A 24498-nucleotide genomic window follows, 5' to 3' on the forward strand; every position below is an offset into this window, starting at 1 on the left:
TGAGTCCGACGCAGAGAGAGAGCACCACGACAGCCATGGCTGAGGCCCAGAACGCCCCCGTCCAGGGGGGCACCGTGCCGGCGGGTTCCACCACCGCCGGTCAGATCGCGGTGGCCGCCGAGTCGACCGTCGCCACGCGCATGAGCGCGCCCCCCTCGTACGACGTGGCGGACTTCCCGGTCCCGCACGGCCGCGAGGAGGAGTGGCGGTTCACGCCGCTGGAGCGGCTGCGCGGCCTGCACGACGGCAGCGCCGTCGCCGACGGCGGCATCCGTGTCGAGATCTCCACCCCGGACGGGGTCACCCAGGAGACCGTCGGCCGTGACGACGCCCGCGTCGGCCGGGCCGGCAAGCCCGTCGACCGCGTCGCCGCCCAGGCGTACAGCGCCTTCGAGAAGGCGTCGGTCGTCACCGTGCCCAAGGAGGCGCGCCCCGAGGAGCCGATCCGGATCACCGTGCACGGCGAGGGCGGCACCGCCTACGCCCACCAGGTGATCGAGCTCGGCGCCTTCGCCGAGGCCGTCGTGGTCATCGACCACACCGGTGACGCGGTCCTCGCCGCCAACGTCGACTACGTCCTCGGTGACGGCGCCAAGCTGACCGTCGTCGCCGTCCAGGACTGGGACGACAACGCCGTCCACGTCGCCCAGCACAACACGCTGGTCGGCCGCGACGCCTCGTTCAAGTCCGTCGTCGTCACCTTCGGCGGCGACCTGGTCCGGCTGCACCCGCGCGTCAGCTACGCGTCCACCGGTGGTTCGGCCGAACTGATCGGCCTGTACTTCACCGACCAGGGCCAGCACCAGGAGCACCGTCTGCTGGTCGACCACAACCAGCCGCACTGCTCCTCGAACGTCGTCTACAAGGGCGCGCTCCAGGGCGACGACGCGCACGCCGTCTGGATCGGCGACGTCCTCATCGAGGCCGCCGCCGAGGGCACCGACACCTACGAGATGAACCGCAACCTCGTCCTCACCGACGGCGCGCGGGTCGACTCGGTGCCGAACCTCGAGATCGAGACCGGCGAGATCGTCGGCGCCGGCCACGCCTCGGCGACCGGCCGCTTCGACGACGAGCAGCTCTTCTACCTGATGGCCCGCGGCATCCCCGAGGCCGACGCCCGCCGTCTGGTGGTCCGCGGCTTCTTCGCCGAGCTGGTCCAGCAGATCGGCCTGCCCGACGTCGAGGAGCGGCTGCTCGCCAAGATCGAGGCCGAACTGGAGGCCGCGGTCTGATGGCCATCGCGTACGTGAGGGCGTGCGGCCTCGGCGAGCTGGAGGAGGACACCCCCAAGCGGGTGGAACTCGACGGCACGCCGGTCTCCGTGGTGCGCACGGAGGGCGAGGTGTTCGCGATCAACGACATCTGCTCGCACGCCAACGTCTCGCTCTCCGAGGGCGAGGTCGAGGACTGCCAGATCGAGTGCTGGCTCCACGGCTCCGCCTTCGACCTGCGCACCGGCAAGCCCTCCGGGCTGCCGGCCACGCGCCCCGTCCCCGTATACCCCGTAAAGATCGAAGGGGACGACGTGCTCGTCTCCCTCACCCAGGAGTCCTGAGGCACCATGGCAACGCTTGAAATCCGCGACCTGCACGTCACCGTCGAGGCCGACAACGCCACGAAGGAGATCCTCAAGGGCGTCGACCTGACCGTGAAGCAGGGCGAGACGCACGCCATCATGGGCCCGAACGGCTCCGGCAAGTCGACGCTCGCCTACTCGCTGGCAGGCCACCCCAAGTACACGATCACCGGCGGCACCGTCACCCTCGACGGCGAGGACGTCCTGGAGATGTCCGTCGACGAGCGGGCCCGCGCCGGCCTCTTCCTCGCCATGCAGTACCCGGTCGAGGTCCCCGGCGTCTCCGTCTCCAACTTCCTGCGCACCTCCGCCACCGCCGTGCGCGGCGAGGCCCCCAAGCTGCGTACCTGGGTGAAGGAGGTCAAGGAGGCCATGGAGCGTCTCCACATGGACCCCGCCTTCGCCGAGCGCAACGTCAACGAGGGCTTCTCCGGCGGTGAGAAGAAGCGCCACGAGATCCTTCAGCTGGAGCTGCTCAAGCCCAAGGTCGCCATCCTCGACGAGACCGACTCCGGCCTCGACGTCGACGCCCTGCGCGTCGTCTCCGAGGGCGTCAACCGCGTCCGCGAGGGCGGCGAGGTCGGCACCCTGCTGATCACGCACTACACCCGCATCCTGCGGTACATCAAGCCCGACCACGTCCACGTCTTCGCGGGCGGCCGCATCGCCGAGTCCGGCGGCGCGGAGCTGGCCGACAAGCTGGAGGCGGAGGGCTACGAGTCCTACGTGAAGGGTGGCGCATCCGCGTGACTGTGGCCCATCAGGGGCTCTCCGGCCTCCTCGACACCGAGGCGATCCGCAAGGACTTCCCGATCCTCCACCGGGAGATCCACGACGGCAGGAAACTCGTCTACCTGGACAACGCGGCGACCTCCCAGACGCCCCGCCAGGTGCTCGACGTGCTCAGCGAGTACTACGAGCAGCACAACGCCAACGTCCACCGCGGCGTGCACGTGCTCGCCGAGGAGGCAACGGCGCTGTACGAGGGTTCCCGCGACAAGGTCGCCGCCTTCATCAACGCCCCGAGCCGCGACGAGGTGATCTTCACCAAGAACGCCTCCGAGTCGCTCAACCTCGTCGCGAACATGCTGGGCTGGGCCGACGAGCCCTACCGCGTCGACGCCGACACCGAGATCGTCATCACGGAGATGGAGCACCACTCCAACATCGTGCCGTGGCAGCTGCTCTCGCAGCGCACCGGCGCGAAGCTGAAGTGGTTCGGGCTGACCGACGACGGCCGCCTCGACCTCTCCGACATCGACGAGATCATCACCGAGAAGACGAAGATCGTCTCCTTCACCCTCGTCTCCAACCTGATGGGCACGGTCAACCCGGTCGAGAAGATCGTCCGGCGCGCCCAGCAGGTCGGCGCCCTGGTCCTCATCGACGCCTCGCAGGCCGCCCCGCACATGCCCCTGGACGTCCAGGCGCTCCAGGCCGACTTCGTGGCCTTCACCGGCCACAAGATGTGCGGGCCGACCGGCATCGGCGTCCTGTGGGGCCGCCAGGAGCTGCTGGAGGACCTGCCGCCCTTCCTCGGCGGCGGCGAGATGATCGAGACCGTCTCGATGCACTCCTCGACGTACGCTCCCGCGCCGCACAAGTTCGAGGCCGGCACGCCGCCGATCTCCCAGGCCATCGGTCTGGGCGCGGCGGTGGACTACCTCAGCTCCATCGGCATGGAGAAGATCGCCGCCCACGAGCACGCGATCACCGAGTACGCCGTCGAGCGCCTGCTCCAGGTCCCCGACCTGCGCATCATCGGCCCGGCCTCGGCCGAGGACCGGGGTGCGGCGATCTCCTTCACGCTGGGCGACATCCATCCGCACGACGTCGGGCAGGTCCTCGACGAACAGGGCATCGCGGTCCGCGTGGGACACCACTGCGCGCGCCCCGTCTGCCTGCGGTACGGAATTCCCGCGACCACGCGGGCGTCGTTCTATCTGTACTCCACGCCCGCCGAGGTCGACGCCCTCGTGAACGGGCTGGAGCACGTACGGAACTTCTTCGGCTGAGGGACGTGTCGTGAAGCTGGATTCGATGTACCAGGACGTGATCCTGGACCACTACAAGAACCCGCACGGGCGGGGGCTGCGCGACGGCGACGCCGAGGTGCACCACGTCAACCCCACGTGCGGGGACGAGATCACCCTGCGGGTCAAGTACGACGGCGAGCGCATCGCCGACGTCAGCTACGAGGGGCAGGGCTGTTCCATCAGCCAGGCCAGCGCCTCGGTGCTGAACGACCTGCTGGTCGGCAAGGAACTGGCCGAGGCGCGGAAGATCCAGGGCACCTTCCTGGAGCTGATGCAGTCCAAGGGCCAGATCGAGCCGGACGACGCCATGGAGGAGGTGCTGGAGGACGCGGTCGCGTTCGCCGGTGTCTCCAAGTACCCGGCACGCGTCAAGTGCGCGCTGCTGAGCTGGATGGCGTGGAAGGACGCGACCGCCCAGGCCCTGGGCGAGGACGCGAGCGACAACACTGCGAGGAGGACGGCATGAGCGAGAACGCAGAGGCCACTCTGAAGCCCGCCTCTGAGGAGGAAGTCCGCGAGGCGCTGCTGGACGTCGTCGACCCCGAGCTGGGGATCGACGTCGTCAACCTGGGCCTGATCTACGGGGTCCACGTCGACGACGCGAACATCGCGACCATCGACATGACCCTGACCTCGGCGGCCTGCCCGCTGACCGACGTCATCGAGGACCAGGCCAAGTCGGCCACCGACGGCATCGTCAGTGAGCTGCGGATCAACTGGGTCTGGATGCCGCCGTGGGGTCCCGACAAGATCACCGACGACGGGCGCGAGCAGCTTCGGGCACTGGGCTTCAACGTCTGAGTTCCCCACGCGCCACGGCGCGCCCGAGGGAGGCGGGGTCCACCGGTCACGGCCGGTGGGCCCCGCCTCCTCGTCCAGCTCCCGGGCTCGGTTGGCCCGGGCGGGGTGGGGCCGGTTAGGTTGCCCTCATGACCGACTCGACTGCTACTCGCACCACCGGCGCCGTCGCCGCCGGCCTGGCCACGCTCACCGCCGACGGCGTGGTGCTCGACACCTGGTTCCCGGCGCCCGAACTGACCGACACCCCCGGGCCCGCGGGCACCGAACGGCTCACCGCGACGCAGGCCGCCGAATTCCTCGGCGAGGCCGCCGCCCAGGCGCTGGGCGAGGACCCGCGCCGCGGGGTGGAGATCGTCGCGGTGCGTACGGTCATCGCCTCGCTCGACGACAAGCCGCTCGACGCCCACGACGTCTACCTGCGGCTCCACCTGCTCAGCCACCGCCTGGTCCGCCCGCACGGCCAGAACCTGGAGGGCATCTTCGCCCACCTCGCCAACGTCGCGTGGACCTCGCTCGGGCCGGTTCCGGTCGACTACCTGGAGCAGGCCCGCCTCAACGCCCGCGCCGCCGGCCTGCACCTCCAGGTCACCTCGGTGGACAAGTTCCCCCGGATGACCGACTACGTGGCCCCCAAGGGCGTCCGCATCGCCGACGCCGACCGGGTCCGCCTCGGCGCCCACCTCGCCGAGGGCACCACCGTGATGCACGAGGGCTTCGTCAACTTCAACGCCGGCACCCTCGGCACCTCCATGATCGAGGGCCGCATCTCGGCCGGCGTCGTCGTCGGCGACGGCTCCGACATCGGCGGCGGCGCCTCCACCATGGGCACCCTCTCCGGCGGCGGCAACGTCATCATCTCCCTCGGCGAACGCTGCCTGGTCGGCGCCGAGGCCGGCGTGGGCATCGCCCTGGGCGACGAGTGCGTGGTCGAGGCCGGCCTCTACCTCACCGCCGGCACCCTGGTCACCCTCCCCGACGGCGAGATCGTCAAGGCCCGCGAACTCAGCGGCGCCTCGAACATCCTCTTCCGCCGGAACTCCCTGACGGGCAAGGTCGAGGGCCGGCCGAACAACGCGGTCTGGGGCGGACTGAACGAGGTGCTGCACAGCCACAACTGACCCGGCCCCGCCCGGCGACGTACGCGGAAGGGCCCGCCCCGGAGACCGGAGCGGGCCCTTCGTCGTGCCCGGGGTCAGGGCCGGAACCGCAGCACCTGCGGGTCGTGGTCGCTGTTCTGGTCGGCGAACTCGGCGTTGATGTGGACGCTGTCGTAGTGGAAGTGCTTGACGGCGGGGGTGACCAGGATCTGGTCGAGGATCTGGCTGTTGCCCTGGAAGACGTAGGAGTAGCGCTCGGCGGGCGGGAGGGAGAGGGCGGCGGGCTTGAGGGCCTTGCCGGCGGTGAGGGTTTGGGTGGTGGCGGAGAACTCGAAGTCGTTGATGTCGCCGAGGACGAGGACCTTGGCCTTGCGGTCGGCCGACAGGAGCTTCTTGACGAAGGTGTTGACCGAGGCGGCCTGGGCGTGGCGCTGGGTCTCCGAGGAGCGGGTGGGGGGCTGGCGGTGGCCGGCCAAGGGCTCGTCGCCGCCCTTGGAGGCGAAGTGGTTGGCGATCAGGAAGACGCGCTCGCCGCGGAAGGTGAACTCGCCCGCCAGCGGCTTGCGGCTGTTCTGCCAGGCCGGGTCGGCCGGGTCGACGCGGCCGGGGGAGTGGGTGAGGGCGGCGCCCCCGCGTTCGCGGACCACGCCGGTCGCGGTGGTGGCGTCGCCGCCGGGGCGGTCGGTGAAGGAGACCCGGGCCGGGTTGAAGAGGAAGGCCTGGCGGATGTTGCCGCCGGGCTCGCCGCCGTCCGCCTTGTCGACCGGGTCGATACCGCGCCAGTCGTAGCGCGGCCCGCCCGCCGCCGTGATCGCCTCGGTGAAGCGGCGCAGCGTCTCGTCGGCGGAGACCGTGCCGTCGTCGGTGGGCCCGTTGTCGTCCTGGATCTCCTCCAGCGCCAGCACGTCGGGGGAGGCGAGGTTGGTGACGACGGCCCGGGCCAGCGCGTCGAACTTCTCCTGCGGGTCGCCCGGGTCGAGGTTCTCGACGTTGTACGTGGCCACCGCCAGCTCGTTCTTGGCCTGGGCCTTGGTCTTCTCCCGCTTCAGGCCCCGGCTCTCCACCTCGCCCAGCTCGCGGGCGGCCAGCGTGTACCCGCCGTACTGGTTGTAGTCGAGCGGGCCCTCGGTGCGGCCGGTGAGGCGGTCGCCCACGTCGGCCTGGGGGAAGGGGCTCTCGGCGAGCGGGGCGAGCTGCTGGACCTGGAGCCGCCCGGTGTTCTGCGCGGTGTACGAGCCGTAGACGGTGCCGCCGCGGGCGCTCGGCCGCTCGCCCGGCTTCACCGTCACCCACAGCTCGGCGTACGGGTCGGTGGCGCCGACGACGCGGGAGCTGCCGATGCGGACGTTCATGCCCTCCAGGGACTCGTAGAAGTCCAGGGCGTACGAACGAGGCTTGAGGGGGAGGGAGTTGACGGAGCCCTGGGCCGCCGGGTCGCCCGCCGGGGTGTAGCGGGACGGGACGGCGCGGGCGTCGATCACCTGGGCGGGCGGCAGCGGGTTGCCGGACGAGACGACAGTGACCGAGGGCTGGGTGAGCTGGGTGAGCGACTGGTTGCCGCTGGAGGCGCCGCCCGGGACGTACTCGGTGACCGTGCCGGTGACCTCGACGGCGTCGCCGGCCTTCACCGTGGGGGCGCTGCTGGTGAAGACGAAGATGCCTTCGCTGGTGGCCGGGTCGGCGTCGGGGCGGGTGTCCTGGAACCAGAAGCCGCGCGAGCCGTACGTCCGGACGCCGGTGACGATGCCGGGGACCGCCTCCACCCGCTGCCCCACCAGCGGCGAGATCCGGGTCGTGCCCTGGATGTCGTGGATGCGCACGGTGTCGGCGGCGGCCTGCGGCGAGGCGGCCACCAGCAGGCCCGCGCCGAGCGCCACCGCGCAGAGGGCGGCGACGGCGGGGGAGCGGTGCGGCAGCGTGGCGCGAGCGGCGAGGCGGGGAGAACCGGCCATGGAGGGCTCCGAACGTGGTGGAGAACGGGGACACGAGACAGGGGACGCGAGCCGGTCCGCCGGGCGGCACCGGCCCACGGGTGCGGCTCTACGCGCGTCAATCTCTTGGAGGGCGGGGGGAGTTGTCAAGGGACGGCAGATGTACACCGGGTGACGCGGGCCGGAACCGGTCGGCATGCCAACAAATCCGTCTACGCTGAACCGGCACCAGGACACGCCGCCGACCGAGGAGAACCACCCGATGCCCGCACACCCCCCGGCCCTGCCCCCGGTCAGGCTCACCTCCGAGGCGGAACTGGCGCGGGACGCGCTCGCCACCCCACTGCTGGGCCGCGCCGTGCGGCTCGCCCGCTGGGCGGGACCGGCCACCCAGGTCGGCGCGGGCGGCGAACTCCTCGACGACCAGTTGCCCGAGGCCGCCGAGGCGCTCGGGCTGCCCGCCGGGGAGGAGGGCGAGGCGCTGGCCGGGGAGGCGTGGCGGGTCGCCGTGGACACCGGCCTGGTCACCGTCGAGGACCCGCAGGAGGGCGCCGGCGGCGAGGAGACGCCCGGCACCGCCGAGGCCGGGCCCGAGCTGGCGCTGCTCACCGGCGGCAGCCCCCAGGACGTCCTGGGCGTCTGGGAGGCGGCCCTGGAGACCGTCCTCGCGGATGCCGCCGTGCCGGATCTGGAGGGGCTGGCCGAGATGGTCGAGGCGGGCGGGGAGTTCGATCTCGACGCGCTCGACTGGGACCCCGAGGCCGAGGAGGAACTGCTCGAACTCGCCCTCACCAACCTCTACACGCTGACGCTGACCGCCGGCGCCGAGGCCGGCACGCCGGTGCCGCTGCCCGCCCTCGCCGCCACGATGGTCGCCTCGGACGAGCCGATGGGCGAACCCTCCGACGAGGTCCTGGAGTTCGTCTCCGACACGATGATGCGGCTGGACGACTACTTCCGGGCGCTGGAGCCGGTCGGGCTGGTCGAGTTCTGGCCGGTCGACGAGGAGCTGATGGCCGACGCCGACGAGGAGCCCGGGGCGCCCGAGCCGGAGGAGGACATCAGCCGCTACGGCATGGTCCGCCTCACCGCCCTCGGCCGCCACGCCCTGCGCCTGCGTCTCGCCGAGGCCGGTTACGAGGTTCCCGTCGTGGGCGACCTGGCCGGCAAGGGTGCCGACGCGCTCCTCGACGGGATCGCCGGCTACCCGCCGGAGGCCGTCCGGGACGAGCTGGCCGCCTGGCTGGCCGGGCGCGAGGCCCCCGCCGCCGCCCGCGACCTGCTCGCCGCCGCCCGGGGCGCCGACGAGGGCGCGCCGCTGCGCCGGCTCCGCTGCCAGGAGGCGCTGTCGCTGGTCGGCAGCGAGGCGGAGGGCGCGCTGCGGGAGGTGCTGGACGACCCGGAGCTGGGCGGGCTCGCCCGGGTGTGGCTGGCGGAGCGGGGCGCCGGAGACGTTCCGCCGCCCTCGCAGGAGCTGGTCTTCTGGCTGACGGTGGACACCATCGCGGCCCAGCTGGCGGCGGAGGGCAACTCCGAGGAGCTGCGGGCTCTGGTGGAGGGCCTCGCCGACAAGCACAGCGGTTTCTTCGACGCGGCCTGGCGGGTGGAGCACCCCGCCACCGCCGACGTGCTGGAGGCGATGGGGCGGCTCCACCCGGACCGCAAGGTGGCGAAGGTCGCCCGCAAGGCCGCCTTCAAGGCGCGGTCACGCCAGGGGGTGTGACGGCGGGGGGCGCCAGTTCCCGTACAGGGAAAGGCTCTTGGCGGGCCCCCGGAAACGCGGCGGCGGCCCGGACCGGTGAAGGTCAGGGCCGCCGCCGTCGTGTGTGCCTGGGGGCGTGCGTGGTGTCGTCCCGTCCGTCCCGGCGCCCGGCCGGGGGCGTCAGGCCGCTTCGACCATCTCGTCGCGGATGGCCGCAGCCCATTCGGTGACCAGCCGCTGGTACTCCGCGGCCTCGTCAGGGGAGAGGGAACCGCCCGCACGCAGCCACAGGCCGCGGATCTGCTCGTTCAGCACGGCTGCCGTACGCCGTGCGGGGCCGGAATGAGGGTGGTTCGTGGACATGCCGCCAAGCCTAGGGGAAAGAACTGACGTTCCGCCACGGAGCAGTCACTGATCGCACCGAGACACGGCTGTGACCTGGGGGTTCTTCGTGGGGATGCTGTGAGGATCACATTCGCCGCCGGTGTAGCGAGCCGCCGTACGGGGCAGGGCCGCTTCCTCCGGGGCGCATGAGGGGGCTCACAGGGGCACGGGGGCGCATGGTCCGGTCGTGCGGTACGGGTGGCCTGGGCGGCACGGGCCGGCCGCCCGGCCGTGGCGGAGCCCTGGGGGCTTACGCGGCCTCGGGCTCGCCCGTGTTGACGGCGGTGGCCCACTCCTCCACCAGCGCCTCGTACTCCGCGCGCTGTGCCGCCGTGAGCCGTCCGGCAGAGCGCAGCATGAGGGCGCGGATCTGCTCGTTGATGACGGACGGGGGGCGCACGCGGGCGGTTACGGGGATGGAGGACATGTGAACAGAGTAGGGGCTCCGTGTGATCCCTCGCTGCGCATTGTCGGTCACCGAAGTGACACCTCCGTCGGGGAACCCGCTCTGACCTGCGCATACGCGCGAATTTCGGCCCCATGGCGGCCGATTGTGACGTTCGACGCCTCACTGTCCCGGCGCGTTACCCGCAAAGACTGCGCCCCGTGGCGGAAAAGCGTCGTTCAGGGGCGGAGGCTGGACGCGCAGGTGCCGGAGGGGACGGCACGGGTGGCCACCGACGGGCGCGGGGTGCGGGAGGTGGCGGCGCTGACGGGGTGGCTGGGATGAGCCGGTGAACGGGGCCGTCCGGGTGGCCGGGGGCCGCACGGATGGCGAGCCCGGACGGACGGCGGGGCGGCACCGGCGCTGCTCGTCGGTGCCGCCCCGTGCGGGTGCCGGGTGGGGCGCGCTACAGCGCCTGTGCGCCCGGCTTCACCATGCCGCGTACGGTGCGGGACTTCACGAAGTCGCCGATGGCGGTCATCTCCCACTCGCCGGAGTACTGGCGGATCAGCTTGGCCATCAGGACGCCGGTCTGCGGCTCGGCCGAGGTGAGGTCGAAGCGGACCAGCTCCTCGTCGGTGGCCGCGTCGACCAGGCGACAGTACGCCTTGGCGACCTCGGTGAACTTCTGGCCGGAGAAGGAGTTGACGGTGAAGACGAGGCCGCTGACGTCGGCCGGGAGGCGGCCGAGGTCGACCACGATGACCTCGTCGTCGCCGCCGCCCTCGCCGGTGAGGTTGTCGCCGGAGTGCTTGACGGCGCCGTTGAGGATCGACAGGCGGCCGAAGTAGCAGCTGTCCAGCTGGTTGCGCTGGGGGCCGTAGGCGATGACGGAGGCGTCCAGGTCGATGTCCTTGCCCCGGAAGGCGGGCTCCCAGCCCAGGCCCATCTTGACCTGGGAGAGGAGCGGGCGGCCGCCCTTGACCAGGGAGACCGTCTGGTTCTTCTGGAGGCTGACCCGGCCCTTGTCCAGGTTGATCTTCCCGGCGCCGGGAGCGGGGGCGGCCTGCGGGGCGGCGGGCGGCGGCGTCGACATGGCGGCGCGCGGGTCCGGGGCGGCGGGCGCGGCTGCCGGGGCGGCGGCGGGCGCCGGGGTCGCCGCGGCCGGCTCCTCCTCGACGCTCACCCCGAAGTCGGTGGCGATGCCGGCCAGTCCGTTCGCGTACCCCTGGCCGACGGCGCGGGCCTTCCAGGCGCCGTTGCGGCGGTAGACCTCGACGACGACGAGGGCGGTCTCGGCGCCGAGCTGCGGCGGGGTGAAGGTGGCGAGCACCTGGCCGTCGGCGCCGCGGACGGTGGCGGTGGGCTCGATGCCCTGGAAGGTCTGGCCGGCGGCGTCCGGGCTGGCCGTGACCACAATCTTCTCGATCTGGGCCGGGACCGACGCCGTGTCGACCACGATCGCGTCGGGGGCCGAGCCGCCGCCCGAGCGGTAGGTGACACCGGCGCCGGTGGGCTGGTTGTAGAAGATGAAGTCGTCGTCGGAGCGCACCTTGCCGTCGGCGGTGAGCAGCAGGCCCGAGACGTCGAGCCGCACCGGGGCGGAGACGTCCACCGTCACGCTGGTGGCGGTGAGAGGGATGTTCGAGCCGGGGGTCATAGCTGTCATGCCTGGAGGAACGAACGACCCCGCTTTGCCGTTCCCTTACCTACGCGGAACTTCCTCCGCTTCCCCCGAACGGACGCCCCGCCCCCGCGCCGGTACGGCGGCGCAGCCCAGGGCCGCCGTACCGGTGACCGCCAGCAGCACCCGGTGGTCCGTGACGGCGACCAGCCCGGCGCCCGCCACCAGCGCCACCGCGTTCGGCGCGTACAGCAGGGTGTGGACCCGGCCGGCCGTCACCCCGAGCCGGTCGGCGGGGGTCTCCCGCTGCACCGCCGTGAGCGCGGCGATCAGGACGCAGGGCAGCCCCGCGCCGATCAGCAGGCTCCCTGCCAGCACCGGGGCGTCGCCCGGCAGCGCCCGCACCGCGACGCCCAGCCCGAAGAGGGCGCAGCCCCCGGCGGCGAAGCCCCGTTCGCCGAGGCGTCGCATCAGCGTCCCGGCGGCGAGGCCCGTCGCGACCGACCCGGCGCCCTGCACCGCGTACAGGACGCCCGCCCAGCTCGGGGCGCGGCCCAGCCCCGCGTCGACCACGGCGTAGAGGCTCGCGCCGTTCACCCCGGCGAGCAGCATCGTGCAGGCCCCGGCGGTCACCAGGGCGCGCAGGGTGGGGGAGGGCGGCAGCAGGGGGCCGCGAGGGCGGTGGCGGGGGCGGGGTTCCGGGAGGGAGTCCGGGGTGCGGAGCAGGGTGTACAGGGCTGCCGCGCACAGGAAGGTGAGGGCGTCGAGGAGGGCGACGGCGGGGCCGCCGTACCAGGTGAACAGGGCGGCGCCGGTGAGCGGGGCGAGGAGCTTCATGCCCTCGTTCGCGGTCAGCCGCAGGCCGTTGAAGGTGCCCAGGAGGCGGGGGTCGAGGGTGGTGGCGGCGAGGGCGGTGCCGGCCGCGTCGTGGACGGTGCCGCACACCCCGTACAGCGCCAGCACGGTGAGGATCAGCCAGAGCCGGCCGGGGGCGGCGGTGGCGGCGAGGAGCAGGAGGAGCGCCGCGGCGGCGAGATCGGTGGCGACGAGGAGGGGGCGGCGGGGGAAGCGGTCGGCGAGGGCGCCGAGCCACGGCGCGGCCGGGACGGCGGCCCACAGGGCGGCGGTGGCCAGGGCGGCGAGGCTGTCCGAGGCGGTCAGCTCCTTCACCCAGACCCCGGCCACCAGGGCCGTCGCCGAGGAGCCGAAGCCCGAGACGAGGACCGCGCCCAGGATCAGGGACGCCTCCCGGTCGCGGAGGAGGTGGCGCGCGGTGCGCGGGGTGGTGGTCATGGGCGCAGGGTCGCGGCGCAGGGGGCGGCCGGACATCGGGCAGATGCCCCGGTGGAGGGGGTCGGAGGGGACCGGTTGCGGCCTGAGGAGGGGTGCCCGCAGCCGTCGTGGTGGCTAAGGACCCGTCAGGCCCGCCTCGTAGGCGGCGATGACGGCCTGGGTGCGGTCGCGGGTGCCGGTCTTGGCGAGGACCGCCGCCACGTGCGACTTGACGGTGGCGGGGCCGACCGTGAGACGGGCGGCGATCTCCGCGTTGGTCAGGCCGGTGGCCATCAGGCGCAGCACCTCGCGTTCGCGGTCGGTGAGCCGGGCCGCCCACGGTGGTTCGGCGGCCTGGCGCGGGCCGTGGGCCAGGGCCAGCGCGCGTACCGAGGACGGGAACAGCAGGGTGTCCGAGCGGGCCACCACGCGGACCGCGTGGAGCAGGGTCTCGGCCTCCGCGCGCTTCAGCAGGAAGCCGGCGGCGCCCGCGCGCAGCGCCGCGAGGACGTGGTCGTCGTTCTCGAAGGTGGTCAGGACGAGGACGCGCGGTGCCCGCTCCCCGCCCGCCGCCAGGACGCGTTCGGTGGCGCGGATGCCGTCGACCTCCGGCATCCGGACGTCCATCAGCACCACGTCCGGGGCGGTGGCCCGCACCACGGAGACCGCCTCCGCGCCGGTGGCCGCCTCGCCCACCACCTCCAGGTCCGGTTCGGCGCCCAGGATGGCGCGCAGCGCGGTCCGCACCATGCGTTCGTCGTCGGCCAGGACCAGGCGGATGGTCATCGGGTCTCCTCTCCGGTACGGGGGACGGGCGCGGCGCCCGTCGGCAGGGTGACGTCCAGGACCCAGTCGCCCCCGCACGGCCCCGCCGTGGCCGAGCCGCCGAGCAGCCGGGCCCGTTCGGCGACGCCCGCCAGACCCCGGCCGCCCCCGGCGGACGGGGACGGGGGGACGGGTGGGAGCGGCTGGGCGACCCGCACCGACAGCCCGGACGCGGTCCGCTCCAGCCGCAGCAGCACGGGCGCGCCGGGGGCGTGCTTCAACGCGTTGGCCAGCCCCTCCTGCACGATCCGGTACGCCTCCCGGTCGAGCGGCGGCGGCAGCACGCCCGGCGGCGGCGTCCCGCGCACCGTGACCCGGCACCCCGCCGCCCGGGTCCGGTCCAGCAGCGCGGGCAGCTCCTCCGCGAGGCCCGGCGCGGCGGTGCCGGGATCGGGGCCGCTCTCGCGCAACACGCCCAGCACGGCGTCGAGTTCGCCGACGGTACGCCGGGCCGTCTCCTCGATCGCCGACAACGCCTCCCCCGCGAAGGCGCGGCCCTCGGCGGCGGGCCCGTCCAGCAGCCGGCGGGCCGCCGTGGCCTGGAGGGCGATCGCGCTCAGCGCGTGCCCCACCGAGTCGTGCACCTCACGGGCGAGCCGGTTGCGCACCGCCAGCTCCGCCGCCCGCCGCTCGGCCCGCTCCAGCCGCTCCCGGGGCGAGGGCCCGAGCAGCACGGGCGCCGCCCGGGCCAGCACCGCGCCCGCCCCGGCGGCCACGCCCGCCAGCGCGGCCAGCAGCGCCAGGCCCGCGAGCGGCGCGAGGTACAGGGCCGGACCCGCCGTGGGCAGGGCGTACGGGGAGCCGGGGCCGGGACGCACCACGGGGAGGGCCAGCAGCAGCACGGCGAACGGCGGCACCGCCAGCGTCGCCCCCGCCACCACACCGCCCAGCCCCAGGTGCAGCACGTACCAGCAGGCCGTGCGGGACCGGTCCACCCGGCCCCGGGCCGGCCCGTCGGCCAGCGTGTCCGGCGCCGCACCCGTCAGGCCCCGCGCCAGCGCCACCGCCGGTGGCCGCGCCGCCGGGACCAGCGCGGTGACCGCCACCAGCGGCAGCGCCAGCGTGAAGGTGAGCGCCAGCGCGGGCGGGTCGGTGAAGAAGTCCGGGACCCCGAGCAGCGCCAGCACCACCGTTCCCACGAAGAGGAAGTACGGCATCAGCAGCGCCCCGCCCACCACCAGGTGCAGCCAGCGCCGCGCCGTCGCGGCCGTCATACGGACTCCGCCGCACCGGCTTGCCCGGTCCGGGTGCGCAGGAAGCCGAGCAGGGCGACGCCGGCCACCGCGCCCACCAGGGTCCGCGCCACGTGGACGAGGAGCGGCAGTGCCGACGTCTGGTCACCGGCCGCCCCCGTCACCATCGGCAGCAGCATCCACAGGGCCCAGCACAGGGTGGCCCCCGACCCGAGCCAGGCCGCTCCCAGCGGCGCCGCGAGCGGCAGCCGGCGCGGGCGGCGCCAGGCCAGGCCGAGCGTCCCGGCGACGGCCAGCAGCAGGGAGCAGGCGTGGGTGGCCGCGACGATGCGGCTGTCGACGGAACCGGGCCCGTCGAGCCCCGCCCCGGACCCGGCCGCCCACGCCAGTTGCAGCGCCAGCGGGAAGGGCGTGAGGACCAGTACGCCCGCCACGAGCAGGCGCGAGGCCGCGCGTGAGCCGCCCGGCCGGAACTGGCCCGGCCGCCCCCGCGCCACCCCGGCCCAGCGGCGCCCGGCGTACCGGAGGAAGAGGGTGGTCAGCGCCAGGGCCTGCACGATGAAGCCGCCGTAGACCACGGCGAAGACCCAGCTGTCCAGGAAGGGTTCGGCGTCGGAGGTGGAGCCGGAGCCGCCCGCGCCGAGTGCGCCGGCGACCAGCTGGGCCGGGTAGCCGAGGACGATCGGGAGCAGCAGCCCCGTCGCGATCCACACCGGGACCAGCAGCAGCCACCCGGGTGCCCGCAGGCCCCAGGGCCGGACCAGGAGGAGGACCAGCACGATCACGGCGCCGTCCATCACCACCGTCCCGGCGTTGGCGAGGCGCAGCACCAGGGTGTGGTCGAGCAGCGGGCTCTCCGGCGGGATGCCGAGCGAACTGCCCGCCACCCAGGCCGTCTTCAGCGTCAGGTAGGGGAGGCAGGCGAGGGCGGCCACCCAGGCGGCCACGTGGTCGAGGCGGCCGGGCGGGGCAGGGGAGCGGAGGACGGCTGTGCCGTGGTCGGTCGTCATGGACTCAGCCTCGCGAGGGGCGTTCGCCGCCACCTCCTCCACCACGGTGAACCGGCTCCGCCGCGCGGGGGAGAGGGGCGGGCGGAGGTCGGCCCGGAGGGTGAGGCGGGGCACCCGCGGCCCGGCGGTGCGGGCCCGGTCCGCCCCTGCTCGCGCCGTCAATTCCCCGGCTGCGTAAGCCCCGGCGCTCCGCGTCTGTGTCGCCCGTCCCCTCACCCCGGCAGTCTCCCGCGTCCGTACCCGCGCCGACCAGAGGCTTTCGGGGCGGGCGCCCCTTGACCCCCGCGAGCGGCCCCGCATACCCTCCGCGCCCAAGAGCTCCGCCACCAGGAGCCCTGTCCCCCCATCTGACGAGACCGCACCCCCGATGTGACCGCGCGCCCGGTACGGACGGCGCCGTCGGTTGTGGCCCGTACCGAAGGAGCCCCCGCCGTGGCAGCAGCAGCCGTATGGAGTGTCGACCCCCGGACCGGCAGGGAGCGGGAGCAGGTCGCCGTGGAGGCGAGCGGGGCCGAGGTGGACGCGGCGGTGCGCGCCGCCCACGCCGCCCGGGGCGCCCTCGCCGACCGTGCCGTACGCGCCGCGCTGCTGCGGGCCGCGGCCGCCCGGCTCGACGGCGCCCGCGCCCACCTGGTGGAGGCCGCCGACGCCGAGACCGCGCTCGGGCCGGTCCGGCTCGACGGCGAACTGACGCGCACGACCAACCAGTTGAGGAGCTTCGCCGACCTCGTCGACGAGGGCGCCTTCCTCGGCATCCGGATCGACCACCCCGACCCGGCCGCCGCACCGCCCGTCCCCGACCTGCGCCGCATGTGCGTGCCGCTCGGCGTGGTCGCCGTCTACGCGGCCGGGAACTTCCCCTTCGCCTTCTCCGTCCCGGGCGGCGACACCGCCAGTGCCCTCGCGGCCGGCTGCCCCGTCGTCGTCAAGGCCCACCCGGACCACCCGGCCACCTCCGAGTTCGTCCTCGCCCTGCTGCGCCGGGCCGCCGCCGACACCGGCGTCCCCCCGGAGGTCTTCGGCCTGGTCCACGGCTTCGACGCCGGAGTGGCCCTGATCGGCCACCCGCTGCTCGCCGCCGCCGGGTTCACCGGGTCCGTACGCGGCGGACGCGCCCTCTTCGACGCGGCCGCCGCCCGGCCCGTGCCGATCCCCTTCCACGGCGAACTGGGCAGCCTCAACCCGGTCCTCGTCACCCCGGGTGCCGTGGCCGAGCGGCCCCGGGAGGTCGCCGAGGGGCTGGCGGCCTCGATGACGCTGGGGACGGGCCAGTTCTGCGTCAAGCCCGGACTGGTGCTCGTCCCGGCGGGCGAGGACGGCGACCGGCTGGTGACGGCGCTGACGGCGACGGTCAGCGACACCGAGGCCGGGGTCCTCCTCGACGCCCGCATCCGCGACGCCTTCCTCGCCGGGGTCACCGAGCGGGCCGCACTGGACGGCGTGGCGAGCCCGGTGACGCCGGGCGCGGCCGGTGAGCACACGGTGGCCGCCGGGTTCCTCACCGTGGACGCCGCCCGGCTCGCCGCCGAGGGCCCGCACGACCTGCTCCTGGAGGAGTGCTTCGGGCCGGTCACCGTACTCGCCCGCTACGACGGGCCCGCCGGGGCCGAGGCGCTCCTGGCCCGGCTGCCCGGCAACCTCACCGCCACCCTGCACCTCTCGGCCGCCGAGGAACGCGGCGAGGGCGACGCCGCCGCGCTGCTGGAGCGGCTCACCCGCCTGGCCGGCCGGGTCGTCGTCGGCGGCTGGCCCACCGGGGTGGCGGTCGCCGACGCCCAGCACCACGGCGGCCCCTACCCGGCGGCGACCTCCACGGCTACCTCGGTCGGCACCGCCGCCGTGGAGCGCTGGCTGCGCCCGGTCGCGTACCAGACCACCCCCGAGGCGCTGCTGCCGCCGGAGCTGCGGGACGGCAACCCGCTGGGGCTGCCCCGGCACGTGGACGGGCGGGCCGAACGCGGGGCCTGAGGCGGAGGCCGGGGTGACCCGGGCCGGTCCGGAATGCACCGGTCCGCCCCCGCGTTGCAGCAGAGCGGAGGCACCCTCCGTACCCTGGTGTCCGCACGCCCCGGGAGACCGCTCCCGGCACCCCCGACCTGCCCGGTCCCCGGGCCGAGGAGTTGAACCGCAGCCATGCGCGTCGAGATCTGGTCCGACATCGCCTGTCCCTGGTGCTACGTAGGAAAGGCGCGGTTCGACAAGGCGCTCGCCGCCTTCCCGCACCGCGACCGGATCGAGGTCGTGCACCGCTCCTTCGAGCTGGACCCGGCCCGCCCCAAGGGCGACCCCGAGCTGGTCCTGCCGATGCTCGCCAAGAAGTACGGCATGAGCGAGGCCCAGGCCGCCGAGGCCGAGCGGAACCTCGGGCAGAACGCCGCCGCCGAGGGCCTGCCCTACCTCACCGAGGGCCGCGACCACGGCAGCACCTTCGACATGCACCGGCTGCTCCACCTCGCCAAGGCGCGCGGCCGCCAGGACGAGCTGCTCGCCGTGCTGTACCGCGCCAACTTCGCCGAGACCGCGACCGTCTTCGGCGACGACGAGCGGCTCGTCGCCCTCGCCGTCGAGGCCGGACTGGAGGAGGCCGAGGCCCGCGAGGTCCTCGCCGACGAACAGCGGTACGCCGCCGAGGTCCGCGCCGACGAGCGCGCCGCCACCGAACTGGGCGCGAGCGGCGTCCCGTTCTTCGTCCTCGACCGACGGTACGGCGTCTCCGGCGCCCAGCCCGCCGACGTCTTCACGCAGGCCCTCACCCAGGCGTGGGAGAGCCACGTCCCCGCCTCCGGGCTGGCCACCCCGGCCGGCGCCGAGGGCGGCGAAGCGTGCGGTCCCGACGGCTGCGAGGTCCCGAAGGGCTGACCCCCGCTCCGTCCCGGCCCGCCACCCGCCCCGGCGGGGCGGCGGGCCGGACCCGTACCCACCAGGGACGGTTCGGCGGTCGCCGCACCATGGACGGCTGCCGCGCGAGGGTGCACAGTGGCCGCATGGACCTCGCCCGCAGCCTGGCCGAAGACGAGTTCAAGCCCTCCCGGACGCACCTGGCGACCGCCGGCACCGGCCTCCTGCCGCTGAGCGCGGCCCGGGCCGTGCACGAGGCGGTCGACGCCGCCGCGGCCGGCACCCCGCCCGACATGTTCGGCGCCCGGGACGCCGCCCGGGCCTCCTTCGCCCGGCTGGTGGGCGTCCCCGCCACCCGCGTCGCCACCGGATCCTCGGTGGCGACCTTCACCGGCCTGATCGCCGCCGCGCTGCCCGACGGCGCCGAAGTGCTCACCGCCGAAGGCGACTTCAGCTCGCTGGTCAACCCCTTCCACGTCCGGCCGGGAGTGAGCGTACGGACCGTGCCGCTGGAGCGGATCGCCGAGCACGTCACCGGGACGACCGACCTGGTCGCGGTCAGCGCCGTGCAGTCCGCCGACGGCCGCCGCGCCGACCTCGCCGCCGTCCGCGAGGCGGCCCGCGCCCACGGCGCCCGCACCCTGGTCGACGCCTCCCAGGCGGCCGGCTGGGACATCTTCGAGGCCGGCGCGTACGACTACACGGTGGCCGTCGGGTTCAAGTGGCTGCTCGCCCCGAAGGGCACCGCCTTCCTCACCGTCCCGCCGGAGCCCGGCACCCTGCCCCCGCTCCTCGCGGGCTGGGTCGCGGGCGACTCCCCGTTCGACAGCTGCTACGGACCCGTCACCGGCCTCGCCCCCGACGCGCGCCGCTACGACGAGAGCCCCGCCCCGCTCGTCTGGACCGGCGCGCAGCACGCCCTCGCCCTGCTGGAGCGGATCGGCACCGAGGCCGTCGGCGCCCACGACGTGGCGCTCGCCGACCGCTTCCGGGAGCGGCTGACCCGCGCCGGACACGCCCCCGTACCGGCCCCCGGTTCGGCCATCGTCTCCGTACCGGGGCTGGGGGAGCGGGCGGCGGCCCTCGGGGAGCGGGGGATCACCGTCTCCGACCGGGCCGGGATGCTGCGGGCCGCCTTCCACCTGTACAACACCGAGAGCGACGTCGACCGGCTGGTGGCGGCGCTCGACGGCTGAGCCGCGCGGGCTACTCCGCCTCGGGGCAGCCGCCCGCCCGGTCGCAGAGGTTGGCCTCCACCGCCGTCAGCAGGCGGAGCAGTTCGGCGCGGTCGGCGGGGGTGAGGCCGGCCAGGGCGTGCTCCTCCAGGCCGGCCCAGGCGGACTCGACCTGGCGGCTCAGCGCGCAGCTCAGCTCGGTCGCCTCGACCAGGACGGCCCGCCGGTCGGCGGGGTCGGGGGCGCGGGTGACGTGCCCGGACTGCTCCAGCCGCTGCAGGGTCTTGGTCACCGTGGAGGGGTCGAGTTCGACCGCCTTGATCAGGTCGGACTGGCGGACCGGGCCGTCCGCCTCCCAGAGGTGGCCGAGGACGATCTCCTGGCCCGGGTAGAGACCGGACTCGCGCAGCGCCCGGCCGGCGGCGGTCCGGTGCAGCCGCGCCACCCGGGTGACGAGATGGCCGACGGGCCCGCCGGGCGGGGCCGCGCCCCGCTCGGCGGGCCAGGTACAGGGGGCCTGCTCGGGGCCGGTCGCCTCGTTCATCCACGTCTCCCGCTGGGTCGTCCTCGTCCCGGTCTCCGCCCGACTATACCTTTGGTCGGCCAATGAATGGGTTACAGTGGCTCCCGGCCCCATTGATTGGCCGACCATGCAATGCGTCGGCCGGGCCCCGCTCTGCCCGGAACCGCCCGTTCCCCCACTGGAGACCGCCCGTGAGCACTGCCTTCGAGCCCCTCGACCTGTCCGGCACCAAGCTCCCGCACCGCATCGCCATGGCCCCCATGACCCGCAGCCGCTCCGGCGCGGCGGGGGCGCCGACGGCGCTCATGGCCGAGTACTACGCGCAGCGTGCCTCGGCCGCCCTGATCGTCACCGAGGGCATCCAGCCCTCCGCCGTCGGCCAGGGGTACCCGGACACCCCCGGACTCCATTCGGCCGAACAGGTGACGGGGTGGCGCGCGGTCACCTCCGCCGTGCACGCCGCGGGCGGCCGGATCTTCGCCCAGCTCATGCACGCCGGCCGGATCGGCCACCCCTCGCTGCTGCCGGAGGGCGAGGTCAACGTCGCCCCCTCGGCGGTCGCCGCCACGGGCCAGGTGTACACCGCCGAGGGACCGCAGGACTTCGTCACCCCGCGTGAGCTGACCGACGAGGAGATCCGCGCCACCCTCGCCGACTACGTCACGGCCGCCCGCAACGCGGTCGACGCCGGTTTCGACGGGGTCGAGCTGCACGGAGCCAACGGGTATCTGATCCACCAGTTCCTCGCCCCCGGCTCCAACCGCCGCACCGACGGCTGGGGCGGCTCGGTCGAGGGCCGCATCCGGTTCGCCGCCGAGGTCACCGAGGCGGTCGTCGCCGAGATCGGCGCCGCCAGGACCGCCCTGCGCCTCTCGCCCGGCAACGCCTTCAACAGCATCGAGGAGCCCGAGCCGGAGCCGGAGTACACCGCGCTGGTCGCCCGGATCGCCCCGCTCGGCCTCGCCTACCTGCACCTCGCCGAGGACGGCCCCGCCCGCCGGGCGCTCATCCTGCGCCTGCGCGAGCTCTTCGACGGCCCGCTGATGCTCAACCCGGCCGACAGCCCGACCGGTCCCGAGGCGCTGGCCCTGGTCGAGGAGGGCACCGCCGACCTGGTCAGCAACGGCCAGCTCTTCCTGGCCAACCCCGACCTGCCCGCGCGACTGCGCGCCGGGGGGCCGTTCAACGAGGCCCGGCGCGCCACGATGTACGGCGGCGGGGCCGAGGGGTACACCGACTACCCGGCGCTCTGACCCGCGCGCGGGCGGAGAAGGCCCGTGAAACGCAACCGGACCGGGAGCGGCCCGCCTGTGGCCGCCCCCGGTCCCGTGGCCCGGGCGCCGTGTGCGCCGGTGCGTGATGAGCCCGCTGTCAGCGGCTCGTCCGGTGCGCCTGCTCCACCTGGGTGAAGCGGGGCGTCACCGGCTCACCTCACCGGAGTGAAGTCACGCGCCCCGATGAACTCCGGACGCCGCACCGGCGCCGCGAAGGGCTCCTCAGCAGCGTTGTCGACGCTGTTGAAGACGATGAACACGTTGCTGCGCGGGTACGGGGTGATGTTGTCCCCGGAGCCGTGCATGGCGTTGCAGTCGAACCAGGTGGCCGACCCGGCCTTGCCCGTGAAGAGCTTGATGCCGTGGCGGTCGGCGAACTCGGTCAGCACCTCGTCGGAGGGGATGCCCGCGTCCTGCATCTGGAGGGACCGCTTGTAGTTGTCCTTCGGCGTCACGCCGTTGCACCCCACGTACGTGCGGTGCGACCCCGGCATGATCATGAGGCCGCCGTTGGTGTCGTAGTTCTCGGTCAGCGCGATCGAGACGGACACCGCGCGCATCCTCGGCAGCCCGTCCTCGGCGTGCCAGGTCTCGAAGTCCGAGTGCCAGTAGAAGCCGGAGGCGCCGAAGCCGGGCTTCACGTTGATCCGGGACTGGTGGACGTAGACGTCCGAGCCGAGGATCTGCCGGGCGCGGCCCAGCAGCCGCTCGTCACGGACCAGGCCGGCGAAGATCTCGCTGATCTTGTGGATCTCGAAGACGGAGCGGACCTTCTCCGACTTGGGCTCCACGATGGCCCGCTCGTCGGCCCGGATGAGCGGGTCGGCGACCAGCCGGTCCAGTTCCGACCGGTAGACGCTGACCTCCTCGGGGGTGATCAGCTCCTCGACGGCGAGGAAGCCGTTGTCCTCGTACGACTGCAGGTCGGACCGCGTAATGGGTCCAGGGGCGTCCTGCGGGGACCACACCACGGGGTCCTTGCGCGGGATCGTCACCTCGGTTGCAGTCCGGCTCGGGTAGAGATCGGTGCGTTCCGACGCGACAGTCATGACTCAGTCCTCCTCGGTCAGCAGCGGGTAGACGCCGTTCTCGTCGTGGTCCTCCCGTCCGGTCACAGGAGGGTTGAAGACGCAGACGCAGCGAAAATCTGTCTTCGGCCTCAGGGTGTGCTTTTCGTGGCCGTTCAGCAAGTACATGGTGCCGGGCTCGATCCAGTGGGTCTCGCCCGTCTCGCGGTTGGTCAGCTCGGCCTCACCCTCGACGCAGAGCACGGCCTCGATGTGGTTGGCGTACCACATGTCGGTCTCGGTGCCCGCGTAGAGGATGGTCTCGTGCAGCGAGAAACCGACCTTCTCCTTGGCGAGCACGATGCGCTTGCTCTCCCAGGTGCCGGACGCCGACTTGACGTGCCGGTCGGTGTTCTCGATGTCCTTGAACGATCGGACGATCACAGTGTGGTCGTGCCCTTTCTTCCGTCGTTGTGTGTCAGGCCGTCTCTCGGACGGCGCGGGCGAGGATGCGCAGACCCTCGTCCAGCTCGTCCGGGCTCACGGTGAGCGGCGGCAGCAGCTTGACCACCTCGCTCTCCGGCCCGGAAGTCTCGACCAGCAGACCCAGCTCGAAGGCGCGCTTGGAGACGGCGCCCGCGCGGGACTTGTCGGCGAACTCCATGCCCCAGACCAGGCCCCGGCCGCGGACGGAGACGATGGCCTCGCCGCCGTGCTCGTCGAGGATGGCGGTGAGCGCCTGCTCGACCTGCTCACCCCGGGCGAGGGTCTGCTTCTCCATCTGGCCGTCGCTCCAGTACGCGTCCAGCGCGGCGGCGGCGGTGACGAAGGCCGGGTTGTTGCCCCGGAAGGTGCCGTTGTGCTCGCCCGGCTCCCAGATGTCCAGCTCCGGCTTGAACAGGCAGAGCGACATGGGCATGCCGTAGCCGCCGATGGACTTCGACAGGGTGACGATGTCCGGGGTGATGCCCGCCTCCTCGAAGGAGAAGAACGGGCCGGTGCGGCCGCAGCCCATCTGGATGTCGTCGACGATCAGCAGCATGTCGCGGCGCTTGCACAGGTCGGCGAGGGCGCGCAGCCACTCGGGGCGGGCCACGTTGATGCCGCCCTCGCCCTGGATGGTCTCGACGATGACCGCGGCGGGGGTGTTGAGGCCCGAGCCCTGGTCCTCCAGCAGCCGCTCGAACCAGAGGAAGTCCTGCACGGTGCCGTCGAAGTAGTTGTCGAACGGCATCGGCGTGCCGTGCACCAGCGGGATGCCGGCCCCGGCGCGCTTGAAGGCGTTGCCGGTCACGGCGAGCGAGCCCAGCGACATGCCGTGGAAGGCGTTGGTGAAGGAGACGATGGACTCGCGGCCCTTGACCTTGCGGGCCAGCTTCAGCGCCGACTCGACGGCGTTGGTGCCCGTCGGGCCGGGGAACATGACCTTGTACGGCAGGTCACGCGGGCGCAGCAGCACGTTCTGGAAGGTCTCCAGGAACGCGCGCTTGGCGGTGGTGCCCATGTCCAGGCCGTGGGTGATGCCGTCGCGCTCGATGTAGTCGATCAGCGCGCGTTTCAGCACCGGGTTGTTGTGGCCGTAGTTGAGGGCGCCGGCGCCGGCGAAGAAGTCGAGGTAGGTGTGGCCGTCCTCGTCGTACAGGTAGCTGCCCTGGGCCCGGTCGAAGACGGCGGGCCAGCTGCGGCAGTAGCTCCGTACCTCCGACTCAAGGGTCTCGAAGACGCTCAGGGCGGGCGGGGTGATGGTCACGACTGCTCTCCTGGGAGATGGGGGGTGAAGCGGGGCGGAAGTCAGGGATACGTGCGGAAGGGCGGCCGGGGGCTTGCCTTCCGGCCGGACCT

24 protein-coding genes are annotated in these 24498 nt (G+C 73.7%); 12 read left to right on the forward strand and 12 right to left on the reverse strand.

From position 1 onward, the window contains the following. The first annotated feature begins 35 nt into the window (after positions 1 to 35). The 7 genes from sufD to dapD all read left to right on the forward strand — a co-directional run bounded on the left by sufD (position 36) and on the right by dapD (position 5534). Entirely contained in the window at positions 36 to 1235 is a 1200-nt protein-coding gene (sufD, locus tag IF45_RS0118290) for a Fe-S cluster assembly protein SufD (protein WP_003947441.1), read from the forward strand. A 5-nt stretch (positions 1236 to 1240) separates the two neighbouring features. After that, the gene (locus IF45_RS0118295) at positions 1241 to 1558 is read left to right on the forward strand and encodes a non-heme iron oxygenase ferredoxin subunit (RefSeq protein WP_026047963.1); all 318 of its coding nucleotides are present in this window, start codon (positions 1241 to 1243) and stop codon (positions 1556 to 1558) included. A gap of 6 nt (positions 1559 to 1564) precedes the next feature. Continuing rightward, positions 1565 to 2329: a Fe-S cluster assembly ATPase SufC gene (gene sufC, locus IF45_RS0118300; protein WP_003947439.1), complete on the forward strand. Its 765-nt coding sequence runs from the start codon at positions 1565 to 1567 to the stop codon at positions 2327 to 2329. Further along, positions 2326 to 3594, forward strand: a complete 1269-nt coding sequence (locus IF45_RS0118305; RefSeq protein ID WP_008406098.1) for a cysteine desulfurase — start codon at positions 2326 to 2328, stop codon at positions 3592 to 3594. Before sufC ends, IF45_RS0118305 begins: the two co-directional genes overlap by 4 nt. A 10-nt stretch (positions 3595 to 3604) precedes the next feature. Then, entirely contained in the window at positions 3605 to 4081 is a 477-nt protein-coding gene (sufU, locus tag IF45_RS0118310) for a Fe-S cluster assembly sulfur transfer protein SufU (protein ID WP_018895204.1), read from the forward strand. After that, the gene (locus tag IF45_RS0118315) at positions 4078 to 4416 is read left to right on the forward strand and encodes a metal-sulfur cluster assembly factor (protein WP_003947436.1); all 339 of its coding nucleotides are present in this window, start codon (positions 4078 to 4080) and stop codon (positions 4414 to 4416) included. Before sufU ends, IF45_RS0118315 begins: the two co-directional genes overlap by 4 nt. Before the next feature lie 128 nt (positions 4417 to 4544). Then, complete coding sequence (gene dapD / locus IF45_RS0118320; RefSeq protein ID WP_003947435.1) at positions 4545 to 5534, forward strand: 2,3,4,5-tetrahydropyridine-2,6-dicarboxylate N-succinyltransferase; 990 nt, start codon at positions 4545 to 4547, stop codon at positions 5532 to 5534. Positions 5535 to 5608: 74 nt separating this feature from the next. Here dapD and IF45_RS0118325 read toward each other — a convergent pair whose 3' ends face one another. Beyond that, positions 5609 to 7465 carry a DUF8508 domain-containing protein gene (locus IF45_RS0118325; protein ID WP_030308415.1) on the reverse strand — a complete coding sequence of 619 codons (1857 nt, stop codon included), beginning with the start codon at positions 7463 to 7465 and terminating at the stop codon, positions 5609 to 5611. Between the two features lie 241 nt (positions 7466 to 7706). Between IF45_RS0118325 and IF45_RS0118330 the strand changes: the two genes are divergently transcribed. Continuing rightward, positions 7707 to 9167 (forward strand): hypothetical protein, encoded by a 1461-nt coding sequence (locus IF45_RS0118330; RefSeq protein ID WP_030308416.1) that lies wholly within the window; start codon positions 7707 to 7709, stop codon positions 9165 to 9167. 159 nt (positions 9168 to 9326) lie between these two features. Here the strand turns inward: IF45_RS0118330 and IF45_RS31445 are convergent, their stop codons facing one another. The 7 genes from IF45_RS31445 to IF45_RS0118365 all read right to left on the reverse strand — a co-directional run bounded on the left by IF45_RS31445 (position 9327) and on the right by IF45_RS0118365 (position 15839). Then, complete coding sequence (locus IF45_RS31445) at positions 9327 to 9509, reverse strand: hypothetical protein (RefSeq protein ID WP_003947432.1); 183 nt, start codon at positions 9507 to 9509, stop codon at positions 9327 to 9329. Positions 9510 to 9780: 271 nt separating this feature from the next. Continuing rightward, positions 9781 to 9957 carry a hypothetical protein gene (locus tag IF45_RS33370; RefSeq protein WP_010637046.1) on the reverse strand — a complete coding sequence of 59 codons (177 nt, stop codon included), beginning with the start codon at positions 9955 to 9957 and terminating at the stop codon, positions 9781 to 9783. A gap of 424 nt (positions 9958 to 10381) precedes the next feature. Then, positions 10382 to 11575 carry a TerD family protein gene (locus IF45_RS0118345; protein WP_030308417.1) on the reverse strand — a complete coding sequence of 398 codons (1194 nt, stop codon included), beginning with the start codon at positions 11573 to 11575 and terminating at the stop codon, positions 10382 to 10384. Positions 11576 to 11620: 45 nt separating this feature from the next. Further along, a complete protein-coding gene (locus IF45_RS0118350) occupies positions 11621 to 12832 on the reverse strand; it encodes an MFS transporter (RefSeq protein ID WP_030308418.1) in 1212 nt (403 codons plus the stop codon). Positions 12833 to 12946: 114 nt separating this feature from the next. Further along, positions 12947 to 13597 carry a response regulator transcription factor gene (locus IF45_RS0118355; RefSeq protein WP_030308419.1) on the reverse strand — a complete coding sequence of 217 codons (651 nt, stop codon included), beginning with the start codon at positions 13595 to 13597 and terminating at the stop codon, positions 12947 to 12949. Further along, positions 13594 to 14850 (reverse strand): sensor histidine kinase, encoded by a 1257-nt coding sequence (locus IF45_RS0118360; protein ID WP_030308420.1) that lies wholly within the window; start codon positions 14848 to 14850, stop codon positions 13594 to 13596. Before IF45_RS0118360 ends, IF45_RS0118355 begins: the two co-directional genes overlap by 4 nt. Next, positions 14847 to 15839: a histidine kinase gene (locus IF45_RS0118365; protein ID WP_234373510.1), complete on the reverse strand. Its 993-nt coding sequence runs from the start codon at positions 15837 to 15839 to the stop codon at positions 14847 to 14849. Before IF45_RS0118365 ends, IF45_RS0118360 begins: the two co-directional genes overlap by 4 nt. Positions 15840 to 16271: 432 nt before the next feature. Between IF45_RS0118365 and IF45_RS0118370 the strand changes: the two genes are divergently transcribed. From IF45_RS0118370 to IF45_RS0118380, 3 genes are all read left to right on the forward strand, one after another. Next, complete coding sequence (locus tag IF45_RS0118370; protein ID WP_078842893.1) at positions 16272 to 17807, forward strand: aldehyde dehydrogenase family protein; 1536 nt, start codon at positions 16272 to 16274, stop codon at positions 17805 to 17807. Positions 17808 to 17972: 165 nt separating this feature from the next. After that, entirely contained in the window at positions 17973 to 18698 is a 726-nt protein-coding gene (locus IF45_RS0118375) for a DsbA family oxidoreductase (protein ID WP_008412186.1), read from the forward strand. A 125-nt stretch (positions 18699 to 18823) separates the two neighbouring features. Further along, a complete protein-coding gene (locus IF45_RS0118380; RefSeq protein WP_030308424.1) occupies positions 18824 to 19873 on the forward strand; it encodes an aminotransferase class V-fold PLP-dependent enzyme in 1050 nt (349 codons plus the stop codon). Positions 19874 to 19883: 10 nt separating this feature from the next. Here the strand turns inward: IF45_RS0118380 and IF45_RS0118385 are convergent, their stop codons facing one another. After that, positions 19884 to 20396 carry a MarR family winged helix-turn-helix transcriptional regulator gene (locus tag IF45_RS0118385; RefSeq protein WP_018470511.1) on the reverse strand — a complete coding sequence of 171 codons (513 nt, stop codon included), beginning with the start codon at positions 20394 to 20396 and terminating at the stop codon, positions 19884 to 19886. Positions 20397 to 20566: 170 nt separating this feature from the next. On the opposite strand from IF45_RS0118385, the gene IF45_RS0118390 reads away from it, so the two are divergent. Then, positions 20567 to 21628, forward strand: coding sequence for an alkene reductase (locus tag IF45_RS0118390; RefSeq protein ID WP_030308425.1), 1062 nt, complete (start codon positions 20567 to 20569; stop codon positions 21626 to 21628). Positions 21629 to 21801: 173 nt separating this feature from the next. On the opposite strand, the gene thpD is transcribed toward IF45_RS0118390, so the two are convergent. From thpD to ectB, 3 genes are read right to left on the reverse strand one after another with little or no spacing between them, the layout of a single operon-like run. Then, the gene (gene thpD, locus IF45_RS0118395; RefSeq protein WP_030308426.1) at positions 21802 to 22698 is read right to left on the reverse strand and encodes an ectoine hydroxylase; all 897 of its coding nucleotides are present in this window, start codon (positions 22696 to 22698) and stop codon (positions 21802 to 21804) included. Between the two features lie 3 nt (positions 22699 to 22701). Beyond that, positions 22702 to 23100 carry an ectoine synthase gene (locus IF45_RS0118400; protein ID WP_003947422.1) on the reverse strand — a complete coding sequence of 133 codons (399 nt, stop codon included), beginning with the start codon at positions 23098 to 23100 and terminating at the stop codon, positions 22702 to 22704. 34 nt (positions 23101 to 23134) lie between these two features. Then, positions 23135 to 24406: a diaminobutyrate--2-oxoglutarate transaminase gene (gene ectB, locus IF45_RS0118405; RefSeq protein ID WP_018470508.1), complete on the reverse strand. Its 1272-nt coding sequence runs from the start codon at positions 24404 to 24406 to the stop codon at positions 23135 to 23137. Between the last annotated feature and the right edge of the window lie 92 nt (positions 24407 to 24498).

It is taken from the genome of Streptomyces albidoflavus (assembly GCF_000719955.1).
Lineage (GTDB): Bacteria > Actinomycetota > Actinomycetes > Streptomycetales > Streptomycetaceae > Streptomyces > Streptomyces albidoflavus.